This is a genomic window from Marinobacter sp. F4216, from assembly GCF_019931195.1.
Taxonomy (GTDB): Bacteria; Pseudomonadota; Gammaproteobacteria; order Pseudomonadales; family Oleiphilaceae; genus Marinobacter; species Marinobacter suaedae.
This window is the reverse complement of sequence record NZ_JAIOUO010000002.1, coordinates 993,419-1,010,890: the sequence shown is the minus strand read 5'-3', so window position 1 is coordinate 1,010,890 and position 17,472 is coordinate 993,419. Positions and strand designations below refer to the sequence as shown.

The 17,472-nt window shown below is 57.2% G+C and carries 15 protein-coding genes; 9 read left to right on the top strand and 6 right to left on the bottom strand.

What is annotated here, in order from left to right; all coding sequences use genetic code 11:
• Positions 1-138 precede the first annotated feature (138 nt).
• Positions 139-1,626 carry an aldehyde dehydrogenase gene (locus tag K8I84_RS05195; protein WP_223793646.1) on the top strand — a complete coding sequence of 496 codons (1,488 nt, stop codon included), beginning with the start codon at positions 139-141 and terminating at the stop codon, positions 1,624-1,626.
• 42 nt (positions 1,627-1,668) lie between these two features.
• Here the strand turns inward: K8I84_RS05195 and K8I84_RS05190 are convergent, their stop codons facing one another.
• Complete coding sequence (locus tag K8I84_RS05190) at positions 1,669-2,475, bottom strand: helix-turn-helix domain-containing protein (protein WP_223793645.1); 807 nt, start codon at positions 2,473-2,475, stop codon at positions 1,669-1,671.
• 268 nt (positions 2,476-2,743) lie between these two features.
• Here K8I84_RS05190 and K8I84_RS05185 point away from each other — a divergent pair, with 268 nt between their 5' ends.
• Positions 2,744-3,517 (top strand): glutamine amidotransferase-related protein, encoded by a 774-nt coding sequence (locus K8I84_RS05185; RefSeq protein ID WP_223793644.1) that lies wholly within the window; start codon positions 2,744-2,746, stop codon positions 3,515-3,517.
• Between the two features lie 80 nt (positions 3,518-3,597).
• Here K8I84_RS05185 and K8I84_RS05180 read toward each other — a convergent pair whose 3' ends face one another.
• Positions 3,598-4,983 (bottom strand): FAD-binding oxidoreductase, encoded by a 1,386-nt coding sequence (locus tag K8I84_RS05180; RefSeq protein WP_223793643.1) that lies wholly within the window; start codon positions 4,981-4,983, stop codon positions 3,598-3,600.
• Between the two features lie 330 nt (positions 4,984-5,313).
• Between K8I84_RS05180 and K8I84_RS05175 the strand changes: the two genes are divergently transcribed.
• The 4 genes from K8I84_RS05175 to K8I84_RS05160 all read left to right on the top strand — a co-directional run bounded on the left by K8I84_RS05175 (position 5,314) and on the right by K8I84_RS05160 (position 7,352).
• Positions 5,314-5,649: a hypothetical protein gene (locus K8I84_RS05175; RefSeq protein WP_223793642.1), complete on the top strand. Its 336-nt coding sequence runs from the start codon at positions 5,314-5,316 to the stop codon at positions 5,647-5,649.
• Between the two features lie 117 nt (positions 5,650-5,766).
• A complete protein-coding gene (locus K8I84_RS05170) occupies positions 5,767-5,973 on the top strand; it encodes a GDCCVxC domain-containing (seleno)protein (protein WP_411722659.1) in 207 nt (68 codons plus the stop codon).
• Between the two features lie 167 nt (positions 5,974-6,140).
• Positions 6,141-6,827 carry a class I SAM-dependent methyltransferase gene (locus K8I84_RS05165; protein WP_223793640.1) on the top strand — a complete coding sequence of 229 codons (687 nt, stop codon included), beginning with the start codon at positions 6,141-6,143 and terminating at the stop codon, positions 6,825-6,827.
• Between the two features lie 27 nt (positions 6,828-6,854).
• Positions 6,855-7,352 (top strand): gamma-glutamylcyclotransferase family protein, encoded by a 498-nt coding sequence (locus K8I84_RS05160; protein ID WP_223793639.1) that lies wholly within the window; start codon positions 6,855-6,857, stop codon positions 7,350-7,352.
• A 62-nt stretch (positions 7,353-7,414) separates the two neighbouring features.
• Here the strand turns inward: K8I84_RS05160 and K8I84_RS05155 are convergent, their stop codons facing one another.
• The 4 genes from K8I84_RS05155 to K8I84_RS05140 all read right to left on the bottom strand — a co-directional run bounded on the left by K8I84_RS05155 (position 7,415) and on the right by K8I84_RS05140 (position 13,313).
• A complete protein-coding gene (locus tag K8I84_RS05155) occupies positions 7,415-8,929 on the bottom strand; it encodes a Na+/H+ antiporter NhaC family protein (protein WP_223793638.1) in 1,515 nt (504 codons plus the stop codon).
• A 114-nt stretch (positions 8,930-9,043) separates the two neighbouring features.
• Complete coding sequence (locus tag K8I84_RS05150) at positions 9,044-10,318, bottom strand: NAD(P)/FAD-dependent oxidoreductase (protein ID WP_411722658.1); 1,275 nt, start codon at positions 10,316-10,318, stop codon at positions 9,044-9,046.
• Between the two features lie 221 nt (positions 10,319-10,539).
• On the bottom strand, positions 10,540-11,823 hold the full coding sequence (gabT, locus tag K8I84_RS05145; protein ID WP_317848199.1) for a 4-aminobutyrate--2-oxoglutarate transaminase: 1,284 nt from the start codon (positions 11,821-11,823) through the stop codon (positions 10,540-10,542).
• 26 nt (positions 11,824-11,849) lie between these two features.
• Positions 11,850-13,313: an NAD-dependent succinate-semialdehyde dehydrogenase gene (locus K8I84_RS05140; RefSeq protein WP_223793635.1), complete on the bottom strand. Its 1,464-nt coding sequence runs from the start codon at positions 13,311-13,313 to the stop codon at positions 11,850-11,852.
• 115 nt (positions 13,314-13,428) lie between these two features.
• On the opposite strand from K8I84_RS05140, the gene K8I84_RS05135 reads away from it, so the two are divergent.
• From K8I84_RS05135 to K8I84_RS05125, 3 genes are all read left to right on the top strand, one after another.
• On the top strand, positions 13,429-14,364 hold the full coding sequence (locus K8I84_RS05135) for a LysR family transcriptional regulator (RefSeq protein ID WP_223793634.1): 936 nt from the start codon (positions 13,429-13,431) through the stop codon (positions 14,362-14,364).
• 131 nt (positions 14,365-14,495) lie between these two features.
• A complete protein-coding gene (locus tag K8I84_RS05130; RefSeq protein ID WP_223793633.1) occupies positions 14,496-15,875 on the top strand; it encodes an L-serine ammonia-lyase in 1,380 nt (459 codons plus the stop codon).
• Between the two features lie 54 nt (positions 15,876-15,929).
• On the top strand, positions 15,930-17,411 hold the full coding sequence (locus K8I84_RS05125) for a malate:quinone oxidoreductase (RefSeq protein ID WP_223793632.1): 1,482 nt from the start codon (positions 15,930-15,932) through the stop codon (positions 17,409-17,411).
• Positions 17,412-17,472 lie beyond the last annotated feature (61 nt).

Below are 17,472 nucleotides of genomic sequence, written 5' to 3'. Positions count from 1 at the left end.
CTGAGGCAATTACTTGAGGGCGCAGCCCCAAGATTGCACCCGTTTTGCTACCGCTGCCTACCCCTTTGGGGATATGGCGCTGACCTGGGCCGGGGGATAGCCTCTAGCCATCCATGTATTCACCAGGTAGCGCGCGACATGAAGACAAAAGCGGAATGGCAATCTCTGAGCGACAGCCTCACTTTCAGGAACCAGGCCTATGTTGGCGGGCGTTTTCAGCCGGCGGTTTCCGGTGAGACGTTTTCGTCCATCAATCCGGCCAACGAACAGGTCCTCACCGAAGTGGCGAGTTGCGATCAGGAGGATGTGGATCTGGCAGTATCGGTCGCCAGGCAAACGTTTAATTCCGGTGCCTGGTCCGGCAAATCCCCCGCCGAGCGTAAGGCGGTATTGCTCCGGCTGGCGGACCTGATGGACCGCCACCGGGATGAGCTGGCGCTCACCGATACCCTCGACATGGGCAAGTCGATCCACGAGACCGTGAATATCGACCTGCCCGATTCCATCGACTGCTTCCGCTGGACCGCTGAGTCCATCGACAAGGTGTACGGTGAAATTGCTCCCACCGGCAACGATACCCTCGGGCTGATCAGCCATGAACCGGTGGGCGTGGTTGCCGCCATCACTCCCTGGAATTACCCGCTGATGATGGCGAGCTGGAAGCTGGCGCCGGCGCTGGCGGCGGGCAACTCGGTCATTCTCAAGCCGTCTGAGAAAAGCCCTTTGAGTGTACTGCGACTGGCAGAACTGGCGACCGAAGCGGGCCTGCCTGATGGCGTGCTGAACGTGGTTCCAGGGTATGGGCATACCGCGGGTAAGGCGCTGGCCCTGCACAAGGACGTCAACGTACTGGCCTTCACCGGTTCCAGCCGGGTGGGGGGCATGCTGATGGAATACGCGGGGCAGTCCAACCTAAAGAAGGTCTGGCTGGAAGCGGGCGGGAAATCGCCGATGGTGGTTTTCGACGATTACAGCGACATAAGAAAGGCCGCTCAGACCGCCGCCGCGGCTATTTTCTCCAATCAGGGTGAGGTCTGCATCGCGTGCTCGCGGCTGTACCTCCAGCGCTCGATCAAGGATCAATTCCTTGCCGAACTCAAAGAGGCTGCGAAGACCTACCAGGGCGGCGACCCCCTGGATCCGGATACGCGAATGGGAGCGCTGGTCGACAAGGCGCAACTGGATACGGTGTCCCGTTATATCCAGTCTGCGATCGATGACGGTGCAACCGTCCTGACCGGAGGTGTGCCGGATTACCTGGAGGGCCGGGGTTATTTTGTCGAGCCGACCATCATGGATGGCGCCAACAATGACATGCGGTTTGTGCAGGAAGAGATTTTCGGGCCCGTACTCGCGGTCTGCGAGTTCGGCGATGAAGACCAGGCGATTGAGCTGGCCAACGACAATCCCTACGGACTGGGCGCTTCAGTCTGGACCGACAACCTGTCACGGGCCCATCGGGTAAGCCGGAAGATCCAGAGCGGGATGGTCTGGGTGAACGGCTGGGGCGGGGGTGACTCCACCATGCCGTTCGGTGGTGTGAAAGCCTCCGGCAATGGCCGGGACAAGTCGCTGCATTCAATCGAGAAATACACCGATCTGAAAACCGTCTGGATCAGTCTCTAGGGTATTTACACGCAAACCGGCCCGCCAAGGGCCGGTGATCAGTCAATCATCCAGACTGTTCAGGTGTGAAATAAACTGGGTGAATATCTCGGCCTGTGTCGAGGTGTTCAGCCGGTTGTGAATGTTCTTTCGATGCACCTTCACCGTCCCGACACTGATCTTGAGATGATCTGCAATCGCCTGAGAGGAGTACCCTCGCAGTATCAGGTCGGTAATCTCCCGTTCCCGCTGAGTCAGCACCCCGCTGGCAAACGTTCGCAGCGCACGTTTCATGGGGCCATCCGACCGTCCGTATTGCAGATACTCGCGTGACTGGGACAGCCAGAATTGCCGCACGAGCGCGCTGAGGATCGGATAGAAATCGCTCAGGGCTTTGAGTTCATTGCGGGATATGCTGTCCAGTGCGGCCTTGCGGCCCAGTGTCAGGGTGCAGGTCACTTCGTCATCCAGCTGGATGATCAGATTGATTTCATCCACCAGGCCAAAGTCCTGGTAACAGGTCTGGAAATACTCGGTATCCCGGAACGAGTCGGGCATGATATCCGCGAGCCGGACCACCCCAGGGGCAACGCCGGATTTGATGGCATGGAAGAGCGGATCAAGCACATAGGCGTGGTTGATATACAGCTTCAGGGTGTCGCTTTGCTCTTCCGGTGCAGTGGGATACAGCAGGATAGGGCGCAACGATGCCTTGTACGCCATCATGATGAAAGTGTCGTAAAAACAGAGCGTTGAAAGAAACTCTTCAAGCACCGCCGGAAAGTTTCGAAGCCGCTGATGCTCGATCAGAACCGACACATTTTTCTGCCAGCTATCGCTGGCATTGATTCGACTGACTCGTTCTTTCATACCTGTCGGAACTGGCACCTCTTAACGCTGCTGATAAAGGCCATGACTCTGTAGGCTCGACACGCAACCCGATCATTAAGCGCGCAATCATCGCGGCAAATGGTTTGAACATCAACCACTGATTTCGACAACATTCCCTGAACCTGAATCCGATCAGGCAGGGGTAAAAGATGCCGCCCATCTACCCCCAGGGAGATAGTTACAGAGATAGGGCCGTGCTTTAGTGTTGGAACCTGAAATGAGCGAAAGCCTGAGCTGGAGAATCGGAATGACGTTAAAGATTGGCATCCTGGCCACCGGCATCACGCCGGACCCACTCATCAGCGAGTTCGGCTCGTTCGGTGATATGTTCGAGCGCCTGTTCGACAAGGCTGGCCATACCTTTGATTACGTCCATTTCGACGTGCGGGACGGGGAGTTTCCCGAGTCTTCAACCGTCTGCGACGGCTGGATCATCAGCGGGTCCAAGTCCAACGTATACGAAAATCTGCCGTGGATGCAGAAGCTCAAGGTGCTCATCCGTGAAATCTACCAGGCCGACAGGCCCATGCTGGGCATCTGCTTTGGCCACCAGATCATCGCCGACGCTTTTGGTGCCCACGTCCACAGATATCCTGGAGGATGGGGCGTGGGGCTTCACGAGTACTCCTTAACCAAAGACGTGCAGGGGCTGGGCCTGGCAGCCTCCAAGTTCACACTGAGCGTCATGCACCAGGATCAGGTTCTGGAAAAACCGGAGGCGGCTGAAATTGTTGCGGAATCCTCTTTCTGCCCCTTCGCCGTACTCCAGTACGACAACCGCATCCTTACCTTCCAGGCGCATCCGGAATTCGATATCACGTTCGAAACCCGCCTGGTGCAACACCTGCGCGGCCAGTCTGTTCCGGAAAGTGATGCAGACAAGGCACTTGAAGGGCTGACCGTGTCAGGAGCGTCCACCGACTCTCTGGCCATCGCACACTGGATGGCAGGATTCCTTCTCCGCAACCAGACAAAACCGGAAACCGAAAGCTCAAAAGGAGCGGTCGCTCACACCGGTTAAACCAGCGAGGGGTAGTCTCTCGCACGAAGCCGCCTCTTTGAGTTTCGCCATTTCGGTCCAATCGTATCCCGACGAGACCGCTAGTGAGGGCGAATATTCTGGTTCACACGGAACAGGTTCTCAGGGTCGTACTTGTTCTTTACCTCCACCAGTCGCTCGTAGGCAGCACCGTAGGCAAACTCAACCCGGTCCGTCTCATCCTGGGACAAAAAGTTTATGTAAGCGCCACTGCTGGCGTAAGGCTTGGCCGCCTCGAAGAATGCGCGCGCCCACCCCCGGCAGCGATCATCTTCCTCGGGCTTTTCCCAGCGGCCATGCACATTCATCACGTAGTTTGCGTCGCGACTTGAATAGGCCATGGCGTCGGCCGCTACCCGGCCTGTTGCTCCGCCAAGGGAACCTATGAAAATCTCGCAGTGAGGTGAGGGCAGTTTGCTACCGTACTCAATCAACACCTCAAGCACCTCATCCGTCAGTTTCACAAAGTTATGGGACTTCCAGTAATTCCGGGCCCCCTCCGTCAACAGCGGATCGAACGCCTGCTGCCAGTCGGCAAAGGGCTGCACCCCGACATGCTCACCGTGCGCGTCGCCAAATGAACGCAGCGGCTCAATCAGCTTCTGCCCAACGGCGGGATCACCCGCATAGCAAATAGCCAGAGCGACAATACGCTCACCATGGACCGACTCGGGCAGGAAGGGAAGCGGCGGAGCATGGCGCATCACCATCCATACATTGAGCTCATCCGGCATGGTTTCGGTGAATCTCGCAAACTGCGTCAGAACCGACTTGGCCTGGCCAAAGGGAAACACCATCAGCCCACTCAACAAATCCGGTCCCACCGGGTGCAACTTAAACTCGAAGCTGGTAACGATTCCGAAGTTACCTCCACCTCCTCGCAAACCCCAGAACAAATCCGGATTCTCTGAATCACTGGCGAGAATCATGCGCCCATCGGCGGTGACCACGTCAGCGGAAATCAGGTTATCAATAGTCATCCCGAACTTGCGACTAAGCCAGCCGAAGCCACCGCCCAGGGTCAGGCCGGCTACGCCGGTTGTGGAGTTAATACCCAGGGGCGTAGCCAGTCCATGAGACTGGGCCGCTGCGTCAAAATCTGCCAGCGTGCAGCCCGGGCCTACCAGGGCACGCCGGTTATCAGCATCGATCTCAACATCTTTCATTTGCGACAAATCGATCATAAGCCCGTCGTCGCAAACAGCGTTGCCTGCAATGTTGTGGCCACCGCCCTTGACCGACACCAGCATGCGCTGTTCCCGCCCAAAATTAACCGCCGCCACCACATCCTCGGCTGACTTACACCGGGCGATCAGCGCCGGTTTCCGATCAATCATCGCGTTCCAGATCTGGCGCGCATCGTCGTAACCGGAATCCGCCGGTTCGAGCACAGAGCCTCCGAACAGCCCCCTGAAGGCGTCAATGGTTGTTTGTTGTAGTTCAGACATGACCTTCTCCTTCCCCGAAAGGACGTTGGTGTTGATTGTGTACCCATCCTGGGGAAACGCCAGCGAGGCATTAGACTGATTCAGACTTATGGGGGAATCATTAAACGGTTTCCGTCAAATGGACGGGAAACGCGGGAGGCGGTCGTTCTTTTTCAGGCGCAACAAGGACAAATACGCCCCGACCCCTCTTACAACTCGTATTTACTGTGGCGCAAACGACTATTGTTAGTATTAGAGGATGGATTCAGGCGGACGGTTCATCCGCAGGTAATGGGCTGCCACCCTTGGCTTGCGGGTTATTAGGGTGCCTTGAAGGGAAGAGATCGAATCATGCCCATCGCAAACTGCGTCGTGAACGAGGATTCTGGGGGTGCCATCCCGAACCTTGTGGAACTGTGGGCTCAGGCCTCCGGTGTCGATTCGAAGGAAATGACCCTCAATGTGATTCGGGCCGATGCCCAGGTTGGCCGCCACTATAGCGTAATGGCAACCTTATACCTGCCCTCGGCCTGGCCAGAGGACAGGGTGATTTCGCTTCAGACCGGTCTGGCTGTCGCCTTATCCGATGGGCTCGGGCAACCACTGGAGAAGATTCATGTGTTGACACTCATTGTTGGATCCGGCCACGTGGTCGAAGATGGAAAGGTGCAAAACTGGGATTCGTGAGCGCTTTTGCTCTCTGGATCAACCGACCGGGCGTGCCCCGTGAAGCCAGTGCCCATACCGGGTTGCGACGCTGGCGTGTTCCGGGCGGCGAAAAAATTTTCAGCAGAAAGGTGAATGATGAACCCCAAACTGACGTCCGAGATAACCTGTCCGGAGTGCGGGCACCGGGAAGTGGAAACCATGCCAGAAGATGCCTGCCAGTATTTCTATGAATGCAAACACTGCAAAGCACTGATCAAGCCCAAGCAGGGCGATTGTTGTGTGTTTTGCTCCTATGGCGACACCCCGTGCCCGCCCATTCAGCTTGATCAATCCTGCTGCTGATTCGCAGCCTCGAATCATTGACGACGCAAGCCAACGAGTGATTGAAGAGCGTCCGGCTGCACTTGTCAGTGAGATTCCGAGCTTCCTGCAGGGCACATCAGGGCGCTAAATCATTGGCAAAAGGCACGGCCGAACTGAGGAGCAAGCTGTTTTAAACGGATTGGTTTATGAATCCACACAGTGATGAGCGAATCGTCGACTCCTGGGAGAAGAACGCAACCCAGTGGGCTGCGACGGTGCGAAACAGGAAAGTCGAAAGCCGGAAGCTGGTTACCGACAAAGCCATTGTCGAATCCATACTGAGTCATTCACCCGAATCGGTTATGGATGTTGGCTGTGGAGAGGGATGGCTCATCCGAGAGCTTGCGCCGGGGGTACCCCACCTGGTTGGAGTCGATGTGGTGCCTGAACTCATCGAGCTGGCCAGAACGGCTGGTGGAGGAAGCTTTCTGGCCGCCTCATACGAGGAGGTTGCGGCCGGACGGATTGAAGGCGCGTTTGACGTGGTCGTCTGCAATTTTTCCCTCCTCGGCAAGGAGTCGGTAGAGGCCTTGTTTGGTGCTGTACCCGGGTATCTGAAATCAGGTGGGGTATTCATTGTGCAAACGCTGCACCCTGTCGTCGCAAACGATCAGGCCTACGTTGACGGCTGGCGGGAAGGTTCCTGGGATGGCTTTGGGTCAGAATTTGTTGATCCAGCCCCCTGGTATTTCCGAACCCTCGAAAGCTGGGTGGCGCTGTTTTCAGACAACGGCTTAAGGCTGGCTTCGATGAGGGAGCCGCTGCACCCCGACACAGGCAAGCCGGCATCGGTCATCTTTACCGGCGAGGTCATACCCCCATCGAACTTCTGAGGTAGGTGTCGAGAATAAGGAGGCTGCGTGAAGTATTTTGCTTATGGTTCGAATATGTCACTCCCCAGACTGAAACAACGGGTTCCCAGTGCCCAACGCATAGGGATGTTTACCCTTGTTGAGCACTCGCTGCGGTTTCACAAGCACAGCAAAATAGACGGGTCTGCGAAGTGCGACGCACTGTTTACCGGAAATCCGGATGACTCCGTCATTGGCGCCGTGTTCGACATACTGGAGCACGAGAAGGGCAGGCTCGACCTGGTTGAAGGTTTGGGTTTCGGCTATCAGGAAAAGCAGGTAACGGTAACCGATGCGCAGGGGTATTCCCTTGAAGCGTTTACCTATTATGCGACGAGCACAGATTCATCCCTGCTGCCGCACTCCTGGTATGTACACCATGTGGTGCAAGGCGCCATCGAAACCGGGGTTCCCGCCGCATACCTCAATGCCATCACAGCAATCGAAAGTCAGGAGGATCCGGATAGAGGCAGAGACGCCAGGGAGCGAGCCATTCACGGTAAATGATCAAAAAGGAAGGGAAGATTTGCCAGACAGAGCCGACCCCTGCCTGGCAAGAAGGAGCGCGATCAGGCGACCGCGTATCCGAGGATAAGAAGGGTAATGAAGGCCATGGCTGCGCCAATCAGCGCGTACGGAATCTGTGTCAGACCGTGTTGCATCGGTGTACAGCCAGAGCCGGTGGACGACAGAACCGTGGAGTCACTGAAGAAGCAGGCATGGCTTCCAAACGCGGAGGCAGACAGCAAAGCACCTACGGTCAGCGGCATCGACACGCCCATCGCCATGGCCATCGGAATCACGATGGGCAGGGAAACCACGAACACACCCCAGCTGGACCCCGTTGCGAACACAACTGCAGCCATGGACACGAACACCATTGCCGGCAACAGAGCCGGGGAAAGGTACGGCGTGATGGTGTCGATGATGTAGGTGGTCATACCCAGCTGGTCGTTAATCTCCTTGACCATAAAGCCCGCTGCCACCACGGCGATCGGGTGCAACATCACCTTGAAGCCATCCAGCATGGCATCGGCCAGCTGGCCAAAGCTCATCAGGCGCTGCCAGAAATACAGGACCATGGTGAAGCCTGAAGCGACCAGCGCGCCCAGCAGCAGATCAATCTCGTAGTAAATGCTGGCCGTTACCAGCACGGCCATTGGCAGAATGAAGTTCATCATGCCAACCAGCACCGGCGGGCGCTTCACGTGAGAGGTGTCAAAACCGATGGATTCCACGCCATCCGGAATGGGCTGACCCTTCTGAGCACGGAGTTCCGCTGCTTTCATGGGGCCAATATCCTTCAGCTTGCCGGTAGCGACCAGCAGAACCACGATCAGTGCCGCCCAGCCGTAGGCCATGTAAGGAATGGCTTCGATGTAGAGGGACATACCCTGGCCCTCGGCCACCGCACCGTTTTCTTCCAGCAGGGCACCGAAGTAAACCGCCCAGGTGGACAGCGGAACCAGAATGCAGACCGGCGCCGCGGTGGAATCCACCAGGAACGCCAGCTTTTCCCGGGAAATGCGGAAGCGGTCGGTGAGGTTTTTCATGGATGCCGATACGGCCAGGGAGTTCAGGTAATCGTCAATGAACACGGCCAGCCCGAGGAAGGATGTGGTCAGCATGGTCCCGCGCTTGGTCTTAACCCGCTTGGCGAGGAATTCACCAAAGCTAAGCACGCTGCCGCCGCGCTCCAGGATGTTGATCAATCCACCCATCATCCCGCACACCAACACAATCCAGGCGATAGTTTCGTTCTGCACCACACCCATGGACAGATCGCCCAGACTGGTGATCAGTGTCGTTGGCTCGAGCAGGAGCAGGCCGGCAATGATACCGGCAAAAATGGATTCCAGAGGCTTCTTGGTCTTGATCGCGACGAGCACGATCAACAATGACGGCAACAAACTCACAAAGCCGTAGGACTCGCCATCGGCATACTGTGAGGACAGATAGGCGAAACCGGCCATGATGGAGCCGTATGCGAGAATGGAGGACAGAGGGCCCTTCTGGCGAGATTCCTCCGCCTGATCTTCGATCGGAGGGTATCCGCTGAGGGTTTGCGAAGCGTCATGTGTCATTTCTGTACCCATGGTTTGTTTTTTTAGGGAATTGCGGCGATTTGCTCGCCGCAGTGACTACAGGTCATGGCGGTGCGTCGGGCCCCGGGGGTGGCCCGTTTTCACGTCCGTACCTTAAACACCCAGTTGGTCGCGCAGGTTGTAGTACCAGGCACCCATTGCCGTGAATGGAATCCTGAACAGGCGACCACCAGGGAAGCTGTATTGGGGCAGGCCAGCGAACACATCAAAGCGCTCAGCCTGACCGCGGATGGCATCGCTGATGACCTTGCCAGCGAGGTGTGAACAGGTCACACCGTGGCCGCTGTAGCCCTGGGCGTAATAGACATTGCTGCCAATTCGCCCGAACTGCGGCAGGCGCATCAGAGTCAGAAGGAAGTTGCCGGTCCAGGCGAAGTCAACCTTGGTTCCCTTCAGTTCAGGGAAGGTCTTCAGCATGTTGGGAACGATCAGAGACTCGATCTTGCTGGGTTCCCGGGCTCCGTAGGTCACGCCACCGCCATAGATGAGGCGTCCGTCACCGGACAGGCGGTAGTAGTCCAGCAGATAGTTGCAGTCCTCGACGCAGTTGTCCTTCGGCAGGAGCTTTTTCTGAACCGATTCAGGCAGCGGTTCGGTGGTAATCACCTGGGTACCGCAGGGCATCGCCTTGGCTTCCAGCTTAGGCAGCAGGCCATTGAGGTAGGCATTGCCAGCCACCAACACGTAATCGGCAGTCACACTGCCCGATTCAGTCTTCACTACGGCCATGGAACCTTCCTGAACCTCCAGCGCCGGCGTACCTTCGTAAATGGTGCCACCCAGCGATTCCAGTGCAGCGGCTTCGCCCAGCACCAGGTTCAGCGGATGGAAATGTCCACCGGTGTTATCCAGCAATCCGCCGGCATAGCGGTCAGAGCCGACATGCGCCTTGATCTGCTCTGCGTCCAGCAACTCCAGACCTTTGTGTCCATGGGACTCCCAGAGCGCCTTCTTTTCCTCAAGCTCTCTGAACTGGCGCTTATTGCAGGCTGCAAAAACACCACCTTCCTTCAGATCACACTGGATGTTGTAGTCCTTGACGAAACGGCGAAGAATCCGGCCGCCTTCAAAGGCCATCTGACCCATTTCCTTACCAACATGCTTGCCGTAGTGCTTCTCGATGAAGTCGATGTCACGGCTGTAGCTGTTCACGATCTGACCACCGTTACGGCCCGACGCACCAAAGCCGATACGACTGGCTTCGAGCACCACCACACGGTAGCCCGCTTCGGCCAGATGCAGGGCGGTCGACATGCCGGTATAACCAGCACCGATAATGCAAATATCGGTCTTGATATGGTCTTTGAGGGACGGGCGCATCCGGGTGTCATTGGCGGAGGCCGCGTAATAGGAACTGGTATGAGAAATAACTGTCACGATGTTGCTCCCGAAACCGCAGGGCATTGTAGAGTTTTCCGAGGGCACGACAGTGCGGTGTCGTGTTCTCGGCTGCATTTCCCACAACGTTACGAGTTCGGCGTCATCGCCTATATACCCCCCAGGGTATATTTTTGAGGAATTCGGGGTTTTCTTGGCCCCTCACAACGAAAAACGCCACCCCGAAGGGTGGCGCCGTTGACCGAAAGTGATCAGCTGAGTGCGCTGAAACAGCGGTCGAGGATATCCATTCCCTCATCGATCAGATCGTCGGAGATGGTCAGTGCAGGCAGGAACCGCACCACGTTTCCGCGAATACCACAAGACAGCAGAATCAGCCCCTGACTGGCCGCCTCGGTGATGAGCGCCTTGGTCAGCTCCGGATCCGGCTTGTTAACGTCGCCATCAACCACCAGCTCCATGGCGATCATTGAGCCCAGATTCCGAACATCGCCGATGCGCGCGGGGAACCGCGCCTGCAACTGCTGCAGGCGACCAACCATGCGCTGGCCAATTTCCAGGGCCCGCTCGCACAGCTTTTCTTCCTCGATGACATCCAGCACAGCCAGGGCTGCCGCACAACCAATGGGCGAACCACCGTAGGTGCCACCAAGACCGCCCGGGGCGGGCTGGTCCATGATCTCAGCCTTGCCCACCACGGCGGCAATCGGGAAGCCGCCGGCGATGCCTTTTGCCATGGTCATCAGGTCCGGCTCCACGCCGGAATACTCGGTCGCAAACATGCGGCCGGTCCGTGCGAAACCAGTCTGGATTTCATCGGCGATCAACAGAATACCGTGCTCGTCACAGCGCTTGCGCAGTGCCTGCATGAACTCGGCTGGTGCCGGGTAGAAGCCACCTTCGCCCTGGACAGGTTCGATGATAATGGCAGCAACTCGGCTAGGCTCGATGTCGCACAGGAACAAGTCGTCCAGAGCGGCCAGTGATTCCTCTACGGATACGCCGTGATAAGCGTTGGGGTAGGGCGCGTGGAAAATCTCAGCCGGGAACGGACCAAAACCCGCTTTGTACGGCTTGACCTTGCCGGTCAGCCCCATGGTCAGGTTGGTGCGTCCGTGGAAGCCACCCTTGAACGCAATAACCCCGGAACGACCGGTGTAGGAGCGAGCGATTTTTACGCAGTTCTCAACAGCTTCTGCGCCAGTGGTCACGAACATGGCTTTCTTCGGAGTAGAGCCCGGGGCGATCTCGGTCAGCTTCTCAGCCAGTTCAACCGCCGATTCGTAGGGTGTCACCATCAGACAGGTGTGGCTGAAGCGCTCAACCTGGCCCTGTACGGCGGCCTGGACCTTCGGGTGGTTGTGGCCAGTGTTGGTGACGGCAATGCCGGCACCCAGGTCAATGAACCGCTTGCCCTCTACGTCCCAGATTTCAGCATTGCGCGCCTTGTCGACGTAAACAGGGTGAAGGGCACCCTGTCCCTGGGCCATGGCGGCAGCACGACGTTCGTGAAGAGTTTGATTGGACATAAACACAGTCTCCTTAATTCGTCATCAGTGGGTCAGTCAATGCCGCCCATGCACAGGTATTTGATTTCGACAAAGTCATCGATGCCGTAGCGGGAACCCTCGCGTCCGATACCGGACTCTTTCATGCCGCCAAACGGTGCCACTTCGGTGGAAATGAGCCCCTCGTTAATCCCAACCATGCCGTATTCGAGCGCTTCTGCCACGCGCCAGACGCGGCCGATGTCACGGCTGTAGAAATAAGCTGCCAGGCCAAAGGGCGTGTCATTGGCCATGGCAATGGCTTCAGACTCTTCGGTGAACCGGAACACCGTCGCCACCGGGCCAAAGATTTCCTCACGGGCAATGGCCATGTTGGGCGTAACGCCGGCCAGAACCGTTGGCGGGTAGAAGTTAGGGTTATCCGGTGTGCTGCCGTGCTCGAATGTGACGCGGGCGCCATCAGCGATAGCATCGTCGACAAGGCCACGTACCTTGGATACAGCCTTGTCGTTGACCAGCGGGCCGATGGTTACGCCATCCGCAAAGCCATCGCCCACGCTCAGGGCCGCGACCGCAGCGTTGAGTTTTTCAACAAACACATCGTGAATACCGGCCTGAACCAGAATCCGGTTGGTGCATACACAGGTCTGGCCGGCATTGCGGAATTTCGATGCCATCAGTCCGGCGATCGCTGCATCCACATCCGCGTCATCAAACACGATGAAGGGGGCGTTGCCACCAAGCTCCAGCGAGACTTTCTTGACGGTATCCGCGCACTGGCGCATCAGCAGCTTGCCAACCGGGGTGGAGCCGGTAAAAGACAGCTTGCGAACGCGTGAATCTTCACACAAGGTACGCCCGACCTCGGGCGCCTGCAGGGTCGTCACGACATTCACCACGCCTGCCGGAATGCCTGCCTGACGGCTCAGTTCCGCCAGAGCCAGCGCACACAGCGGGGTATCCTCGCCAGGTTTGATGACCACGGTGCAGCCAGCCGCCAGGGCCGGTGCGACCTTCCGGGTGATCATGGCGATCGGGAAATTCCACGGCGTGATCGCAGCCACAACACCGATAGGTTGCTTGATGGTCACGATGCGCTTGTCTGGCCCGTGGGCAGGAATGACGTCGCCGTAGATTCGCTTCGCTTCTTCGGCGAACCATTCGACGAAGTTCGCACCGTAGGCCACTTCACCCTTGGCCTCGGCCAGTGGCTTGCCCTGTTCACTAGTCATGATGCGGGCCAGGTCTTCCTGGTGGCGCATGATCAGGTCGAACCAGCGGCGCAAAAAGCTCCCCCGTTCTTTGGCTGTTAACGCTTGCCACGGGGCCAGCGCAGCCTCGGCGGCGTCAATCGCGTTGCGGGTTTCTTCTGCGCCCAGATCCGGGACATGAGCCAGGGTTTCACCCGTGCTCGGGTTAAACACCGGGAACTTGTGTGCCTTGGCGGCAGAAACCCATTCACCGTTGATAAAGGCAAGCTCCCGGAACAGGCCGGGCTCATTCAGCTTGAGTGACATAAACGACTCCATAAACGACGAAAATTCAGTGTCCTTGGTTTTCCGGGATGGTAAGTTCGGGAGTAAGTGTGATAAATGTCATTCTTTCGATGTAAACGTTGAGGGCCATCAAACAATGAAGAAAGACCTCAAGGTCAGCCTCGGGCAGGTCGGCGACTACGAGATCCGATTGCTTAAAGTGTTCGAGGCGGTGGTGGAAAGCGGCGGGTTCTCGGCCGCCGAGAGCGAACTGAGCATAGGTCGCTCGACCATCAGCACTCATATTGCCAAGCTGGAAGACCGGCTGAACCTGAGACTCTGCCGGCGAGGGCGGGGCGGCTTTTCCCTCACTGAGGAGGGCATCGAGGTCTATGAGCTGATGAAAGGACTGTTTTCGGCGATGGAATCGTTCCGGTCCGGCGTGAACGCTTTGCATGTCCGCCTGACCGGGGAGCTGCGCATCATTGCCAGCGACGCCATCTATATGGACCCGCAATCCAAACTGCCGGAGGCTATTGCCCGGTTTTCAGAGGCGGCACCGGATGTGAACGTCCTGCTGGATGTAAAAGCGCTTAGCGACATCGAGCGCATGGTATTGAATGATGAAGCCGATATCGGACTGATCCCGTTCCATAGGGAACTGACCGGCCTTGAATACACCCAGTTGTACGCCGACCACTTTCACCTGTACTGTAGCCGCGCTCATCCGTTGTATGACACCTTGCCCGAAGAGCTTTCGCTCGAAGCCGTTCTGGCGAGCAAGGTGGTACACGCGGGCATCCATACCAGCCCGGAAGTAGGCGCGCAGCTGGCTGACATGAACAAGGCGGCTATTTCCTATTTCTACGAAGCTCGCCTCGCCATGATCCTGTCCGGGGCCTACATCGGCTTTATGCCGGATACCTATGTCGAGCCTTATGTGGCTGCGGGGGAGTTGAGGGCACTGGTCCCTGAGATTAAACAGTACTCCCTGGGCGTCGCCGCGATCACGCGCACCCACGGACGGACGAACCGGGCACGGGAGCTGTTTCTCAGCATCCTCAATGAGACCGACCCAAACACGTCGACCTGACGACAGAGGCGCATCATAGCTACTGCGGCGAAAGAAATTACGCACAAAACGGAGTATTTAAATCTACACTGAACCAAGGAGCCCTTGCGTCGAGCCGGGCCCCACAACCGATAGACCTATCGGGTGACCCTATGTCTGTATCCGTATTCGATCTGTTCAAAATAGGGATTGGCCCGTCAAGCTCACACACCGTGGGCCCAATGATCGCGGCCGAAAGATTTGCCAGGCAAATCGAAAGCGAGGGCGCTATTGGGAAGGTGAAACACCTCCAGGTAGACCTGCTTGGCTCGCTGAGCGCTACCGGGATTGGGCATGGTACCGATCTGGCCGTTGTCATGGGCCTGATGGGGCAGCGCCCGGACACCATTGACCCCGGCATCATTCGCCCAACCGTCGATAAACTCAAAGAAAACGAAACGCTCCACCTCCTCGGCCAGCACCCAATCCCGTTCGAATGGAACCGGGATCTGCGCTTTCTTGACGAAACCCTGCCATATCACCCGAACGCCCTTCGTTTTCGTGCCCTTGATGAGCAAAACCGGACCCTGAGCGCCAAGACCTTCTATTCAATTGGGGGCGGCTTTGTACTGGAGGAAAGTGAAGCGCGGGAGGGAAGCTCACTGGTACCTGAAACCAAGGTGCCATACGCCTTCAGCCGGTGCACGGAATTACTGGACCTGTGTGAGAAACATCACTTACGAATCAGCCAGCTGGTCATGGAAAACGAGAAGACCTGGCGCTCCGAGCATGACATTCGCAAAGGACTTGCGACCATCTGGGCGGCCATGAAGGACTGCATTGAAACCGGTCTTACCAGGGAAGGTCCTCTGCCCGGGGGATTAGCCATCGAGCGGCGGGCAAAGGGGCTTTACCGGGCGCTGCAAAGCAGTGAACAGCCCAACGTTATCAGCTCCACCCTGGGTGCGATGGATTGGGTCAATCTCTACGCGTTAGCGGTGAACGAGGAAAACGCCTGTGGTGGACGGATGGTTACCGCCCCCACAAATGGTGCCGCTGGCATCATCCCGGCAGTATTGATGTACTACATGGAGTTTGAGCCCAAGGCCTCCGAAAAACACGTTGTCGACTACTTCCTGGCCGCAACCGCTATTGGTACGCTGTGCAAGGAAAACGCCTCCATTTCCGGGGCCGAGGTAGGGTGCCAGGGCGAAGTCGGCTCGGCCTGCGCCATGGCGGCAGCCGGTTTGTGCGAGGTACTGGGTGGTTCGCCTGAACAGGTAGAAAACGCCGCCGAGATCGGACTGGAACACAATTTGGGCCTGACCTGCGACCCGGTGGGCGGCCTGGTTCAGGTACCCTGTATAGAGCGAAACGCAATCGCCGCGGTGAAGGCGATCAATGCCGCACAAATGGCTTTAAGAGGTAGCGGCAAGCACTTCATATCACTGGATAAAGTGATAAACACAATGCGGGAAACAGGCAAGGACATGCAGGACAAATACAAGGAAACCTCCCGCGGCGGGCTTGCGGTCAACACGACCGAATGCTGACACTCACTACCCCAATCCACGCAATACCCTGAACCGAAAAAGCGAGACAACGTTATGAACGTGATCATCATTGGCGCGGGCATTATGGGAACCACATTCGCCACGCTGGCCAAAGAGATGGCACCGAACCTGGACGTCACGATTCTGGAGAGGCTGGATGGTCCCGGAGCGGGAAATTCCTGGGTCTTCAACAATGCCGGCACCGGACATGAAGCGAACTGCGAACTGAACTACACCCCCGTGGACGAAGAGGTGATTTCCGTTGAAAAGGCGCTGAAAATTCACGCCCAGTTCAATGTCGCCAAGCAATTCTGGGCCTACCTGATCGAAAAAGGCGCCATCAAAGATCCGTCAACGTTTATCAACCGCACCAAACACTGCACCATCGTTTCCGAAACGGCCATTAACGAACTACGCCTTCGATTCAAGGAAATGTCGGCCCATCACTTCTTTGAGGAGATGCGCTATTCAGAGGATTTCGACGAGATTAAGAGCTGGATTCCTTACACGATGGAACACCGGCCTCGCCATGAAAAAATGGCCGCTACCAGCATCGAAACCGGCACCGACGTGAATTTCGGCGCGCTCACCGAACAAATGGCAACGTACGCTGAAAACGAGCTTGGGGTAAGAATCGAATACGGCACCCATGTGAGGCGCGTGCACCGCAGCCCTTCGGGGAGCTGGCTTATTGAGACCGACAGCAGGGGAGAGTCGGTGCAGTACAAGGCTGATGTCCTGTTTGTGGGGGCAGGCGGAGGCGCCTTCCCACTGCTGAAGAAAAGCCATCAGCCATTTGGACGCAGATTTACAGGATTCCCCGTAGGTGGCCGGTTCCTGCAGGCGCCGATTACCGCCGAGCAGGCCGAACATTACCGCGCAAAAACCTATGGCAAGGCGAAAGTCGGGGCACCCCCCATGTCTGTGCCGCACCTGGACTTGCGGGTCGCTAACGGCCGGCATTATCTGCTGTTTGGGCCATTTGCCTCGTTCAAGCCCGTCCTTGAAAAAGGACGCGGCTTTTTCGATTACCTCAAATCGATGCGCCTCCACGACATTCCGGGCCTGCTGAACGTCACCTTCGAACACTTCCCCCTGGTCAAATACCTGGTATCCGAAACCTTCAAGGGCGAAAAGAGCATGCTGGAGGAGCTGGAAAATTTCGCGCCCGGCATCAGCAAGCAGTTTGACTGGAAGCCGGTTGAAGCCGGGCAGCGGGTTCAGATCATCAAAGACGGGGACCTCCAGATGGGCACTGAGATCATCGTGTCCAGCGACAAAAGCTACGGGACATTATTGGGTGCCTCACCGGGCGCTTCCGTTTCGCCGGAGGTAATGTTGCGCGCGCTCGAACGCATGCTGCCCCAGCTTGTATTGAAGGACGACGCAAAGAAAAAGCTGCACGAAATATTTCCTGAGGCCGACCTGGACACGCTCATCAACAACCCGGCCCGATACAGGAAGATCCGGGATTCGGTCAACGAACGGCTTGGAATAACGGTAGCGGCGACCGAAGCGGAGGCTGCGACGTCCTGACGCTCGCAAACCTTTGCGACGCGCCCGGAACCAGGTCAGGGAAAGCACTAATTCAAGAATG

Excerpts from the sequence above, each read along its gene's own strand:
- K8I84_RS05135 (WP_223793634.1), top strand. The coding sequence starts at position 13,429 with ATGAAGAAAGACCTCAAGGTCAGCCTCGGGCAGGTCGGCGACTACGAG.
- K8I84_RS05190 (WP_223793645.1), bottom strand. The coding sequence starts at position 2,475 with ATGAAAGAACGAGTCAGTCGAATCAATGCCAGCGATAGCTGGCAGAAA.
- K8I84_RS05130 (WP_223793633.1), top strand. The coding sequence starts at position 14,496 with ATGTCTGTATCCGTATTCGATCTGTTCAAAATAGGGATTGGCCCGTCA.
- K8I84_RS05195 (WP_223793646.1), top strand. The coding sequence starts at position 139 with ATGAAGACAAAAGCGGAATGGCAATCTCTGAGCGACAGCCTCACTTTC.
- K8I84_RS05125 (WP_223793632.1), top strand. The coding sequence starts at position 15,930 with ATGAACGTGATCATCATTGGCGCGGGCATTATGGGAACCACATTCGCC.
- K8I84_RS05180 (WP_223793643.1), bottom strand. The coding sequence starts at position 4,983 with ATGTCTGAACTACAACAAACAACCATTGACGCCTTCAGGGGGCTGTTC.
- K8I84_RS05140 (WP_223793635.1), bottom strand. The coding sequence starts at position 13,313 with ATGTCACTCAAGCTGAATGAGCCCGGCCTGTTCCGGGAGCTTGCCTTT.
- K8I84_RS05170 (WP_411722659.1), top strand. The coding sequence starts at position 5,767 with ATGAACCCCAAACTGACGTCCGAGATAACCTGTCCGGAGTGCGGGCAC.
- K8I84_RS05175 (WP_223793642.1), top strand. The coding sequence starts at position 5,314 with ATGCCCATCGCAAACTGCGTCGTGAACGAGGATTCTGGGGGTGCCATC.
- K8I84_RS05165 (WP_223793640.1), top strand. The coding sequence starts at position 6,141 with ATGAATCCACACAGTGATGAGCGAATCGTCGACTCCTGGGAGAAGAAC.
- K8I84_RS05185 (WP_223793644.1), top strand. The coding sequence starts at position 2,744 with ATGACGTTAAAGATTGGCATCCTGGCCACCGGCATCACGCCGGACCCA.
- K8I84_RS05155 (WP_223793638.1), bottom strand. The coding sequence starts at position 8,929 with ATGACACATGACGCTTCGCAAACCCTCAGCGGATACCCTCCGATCGAA.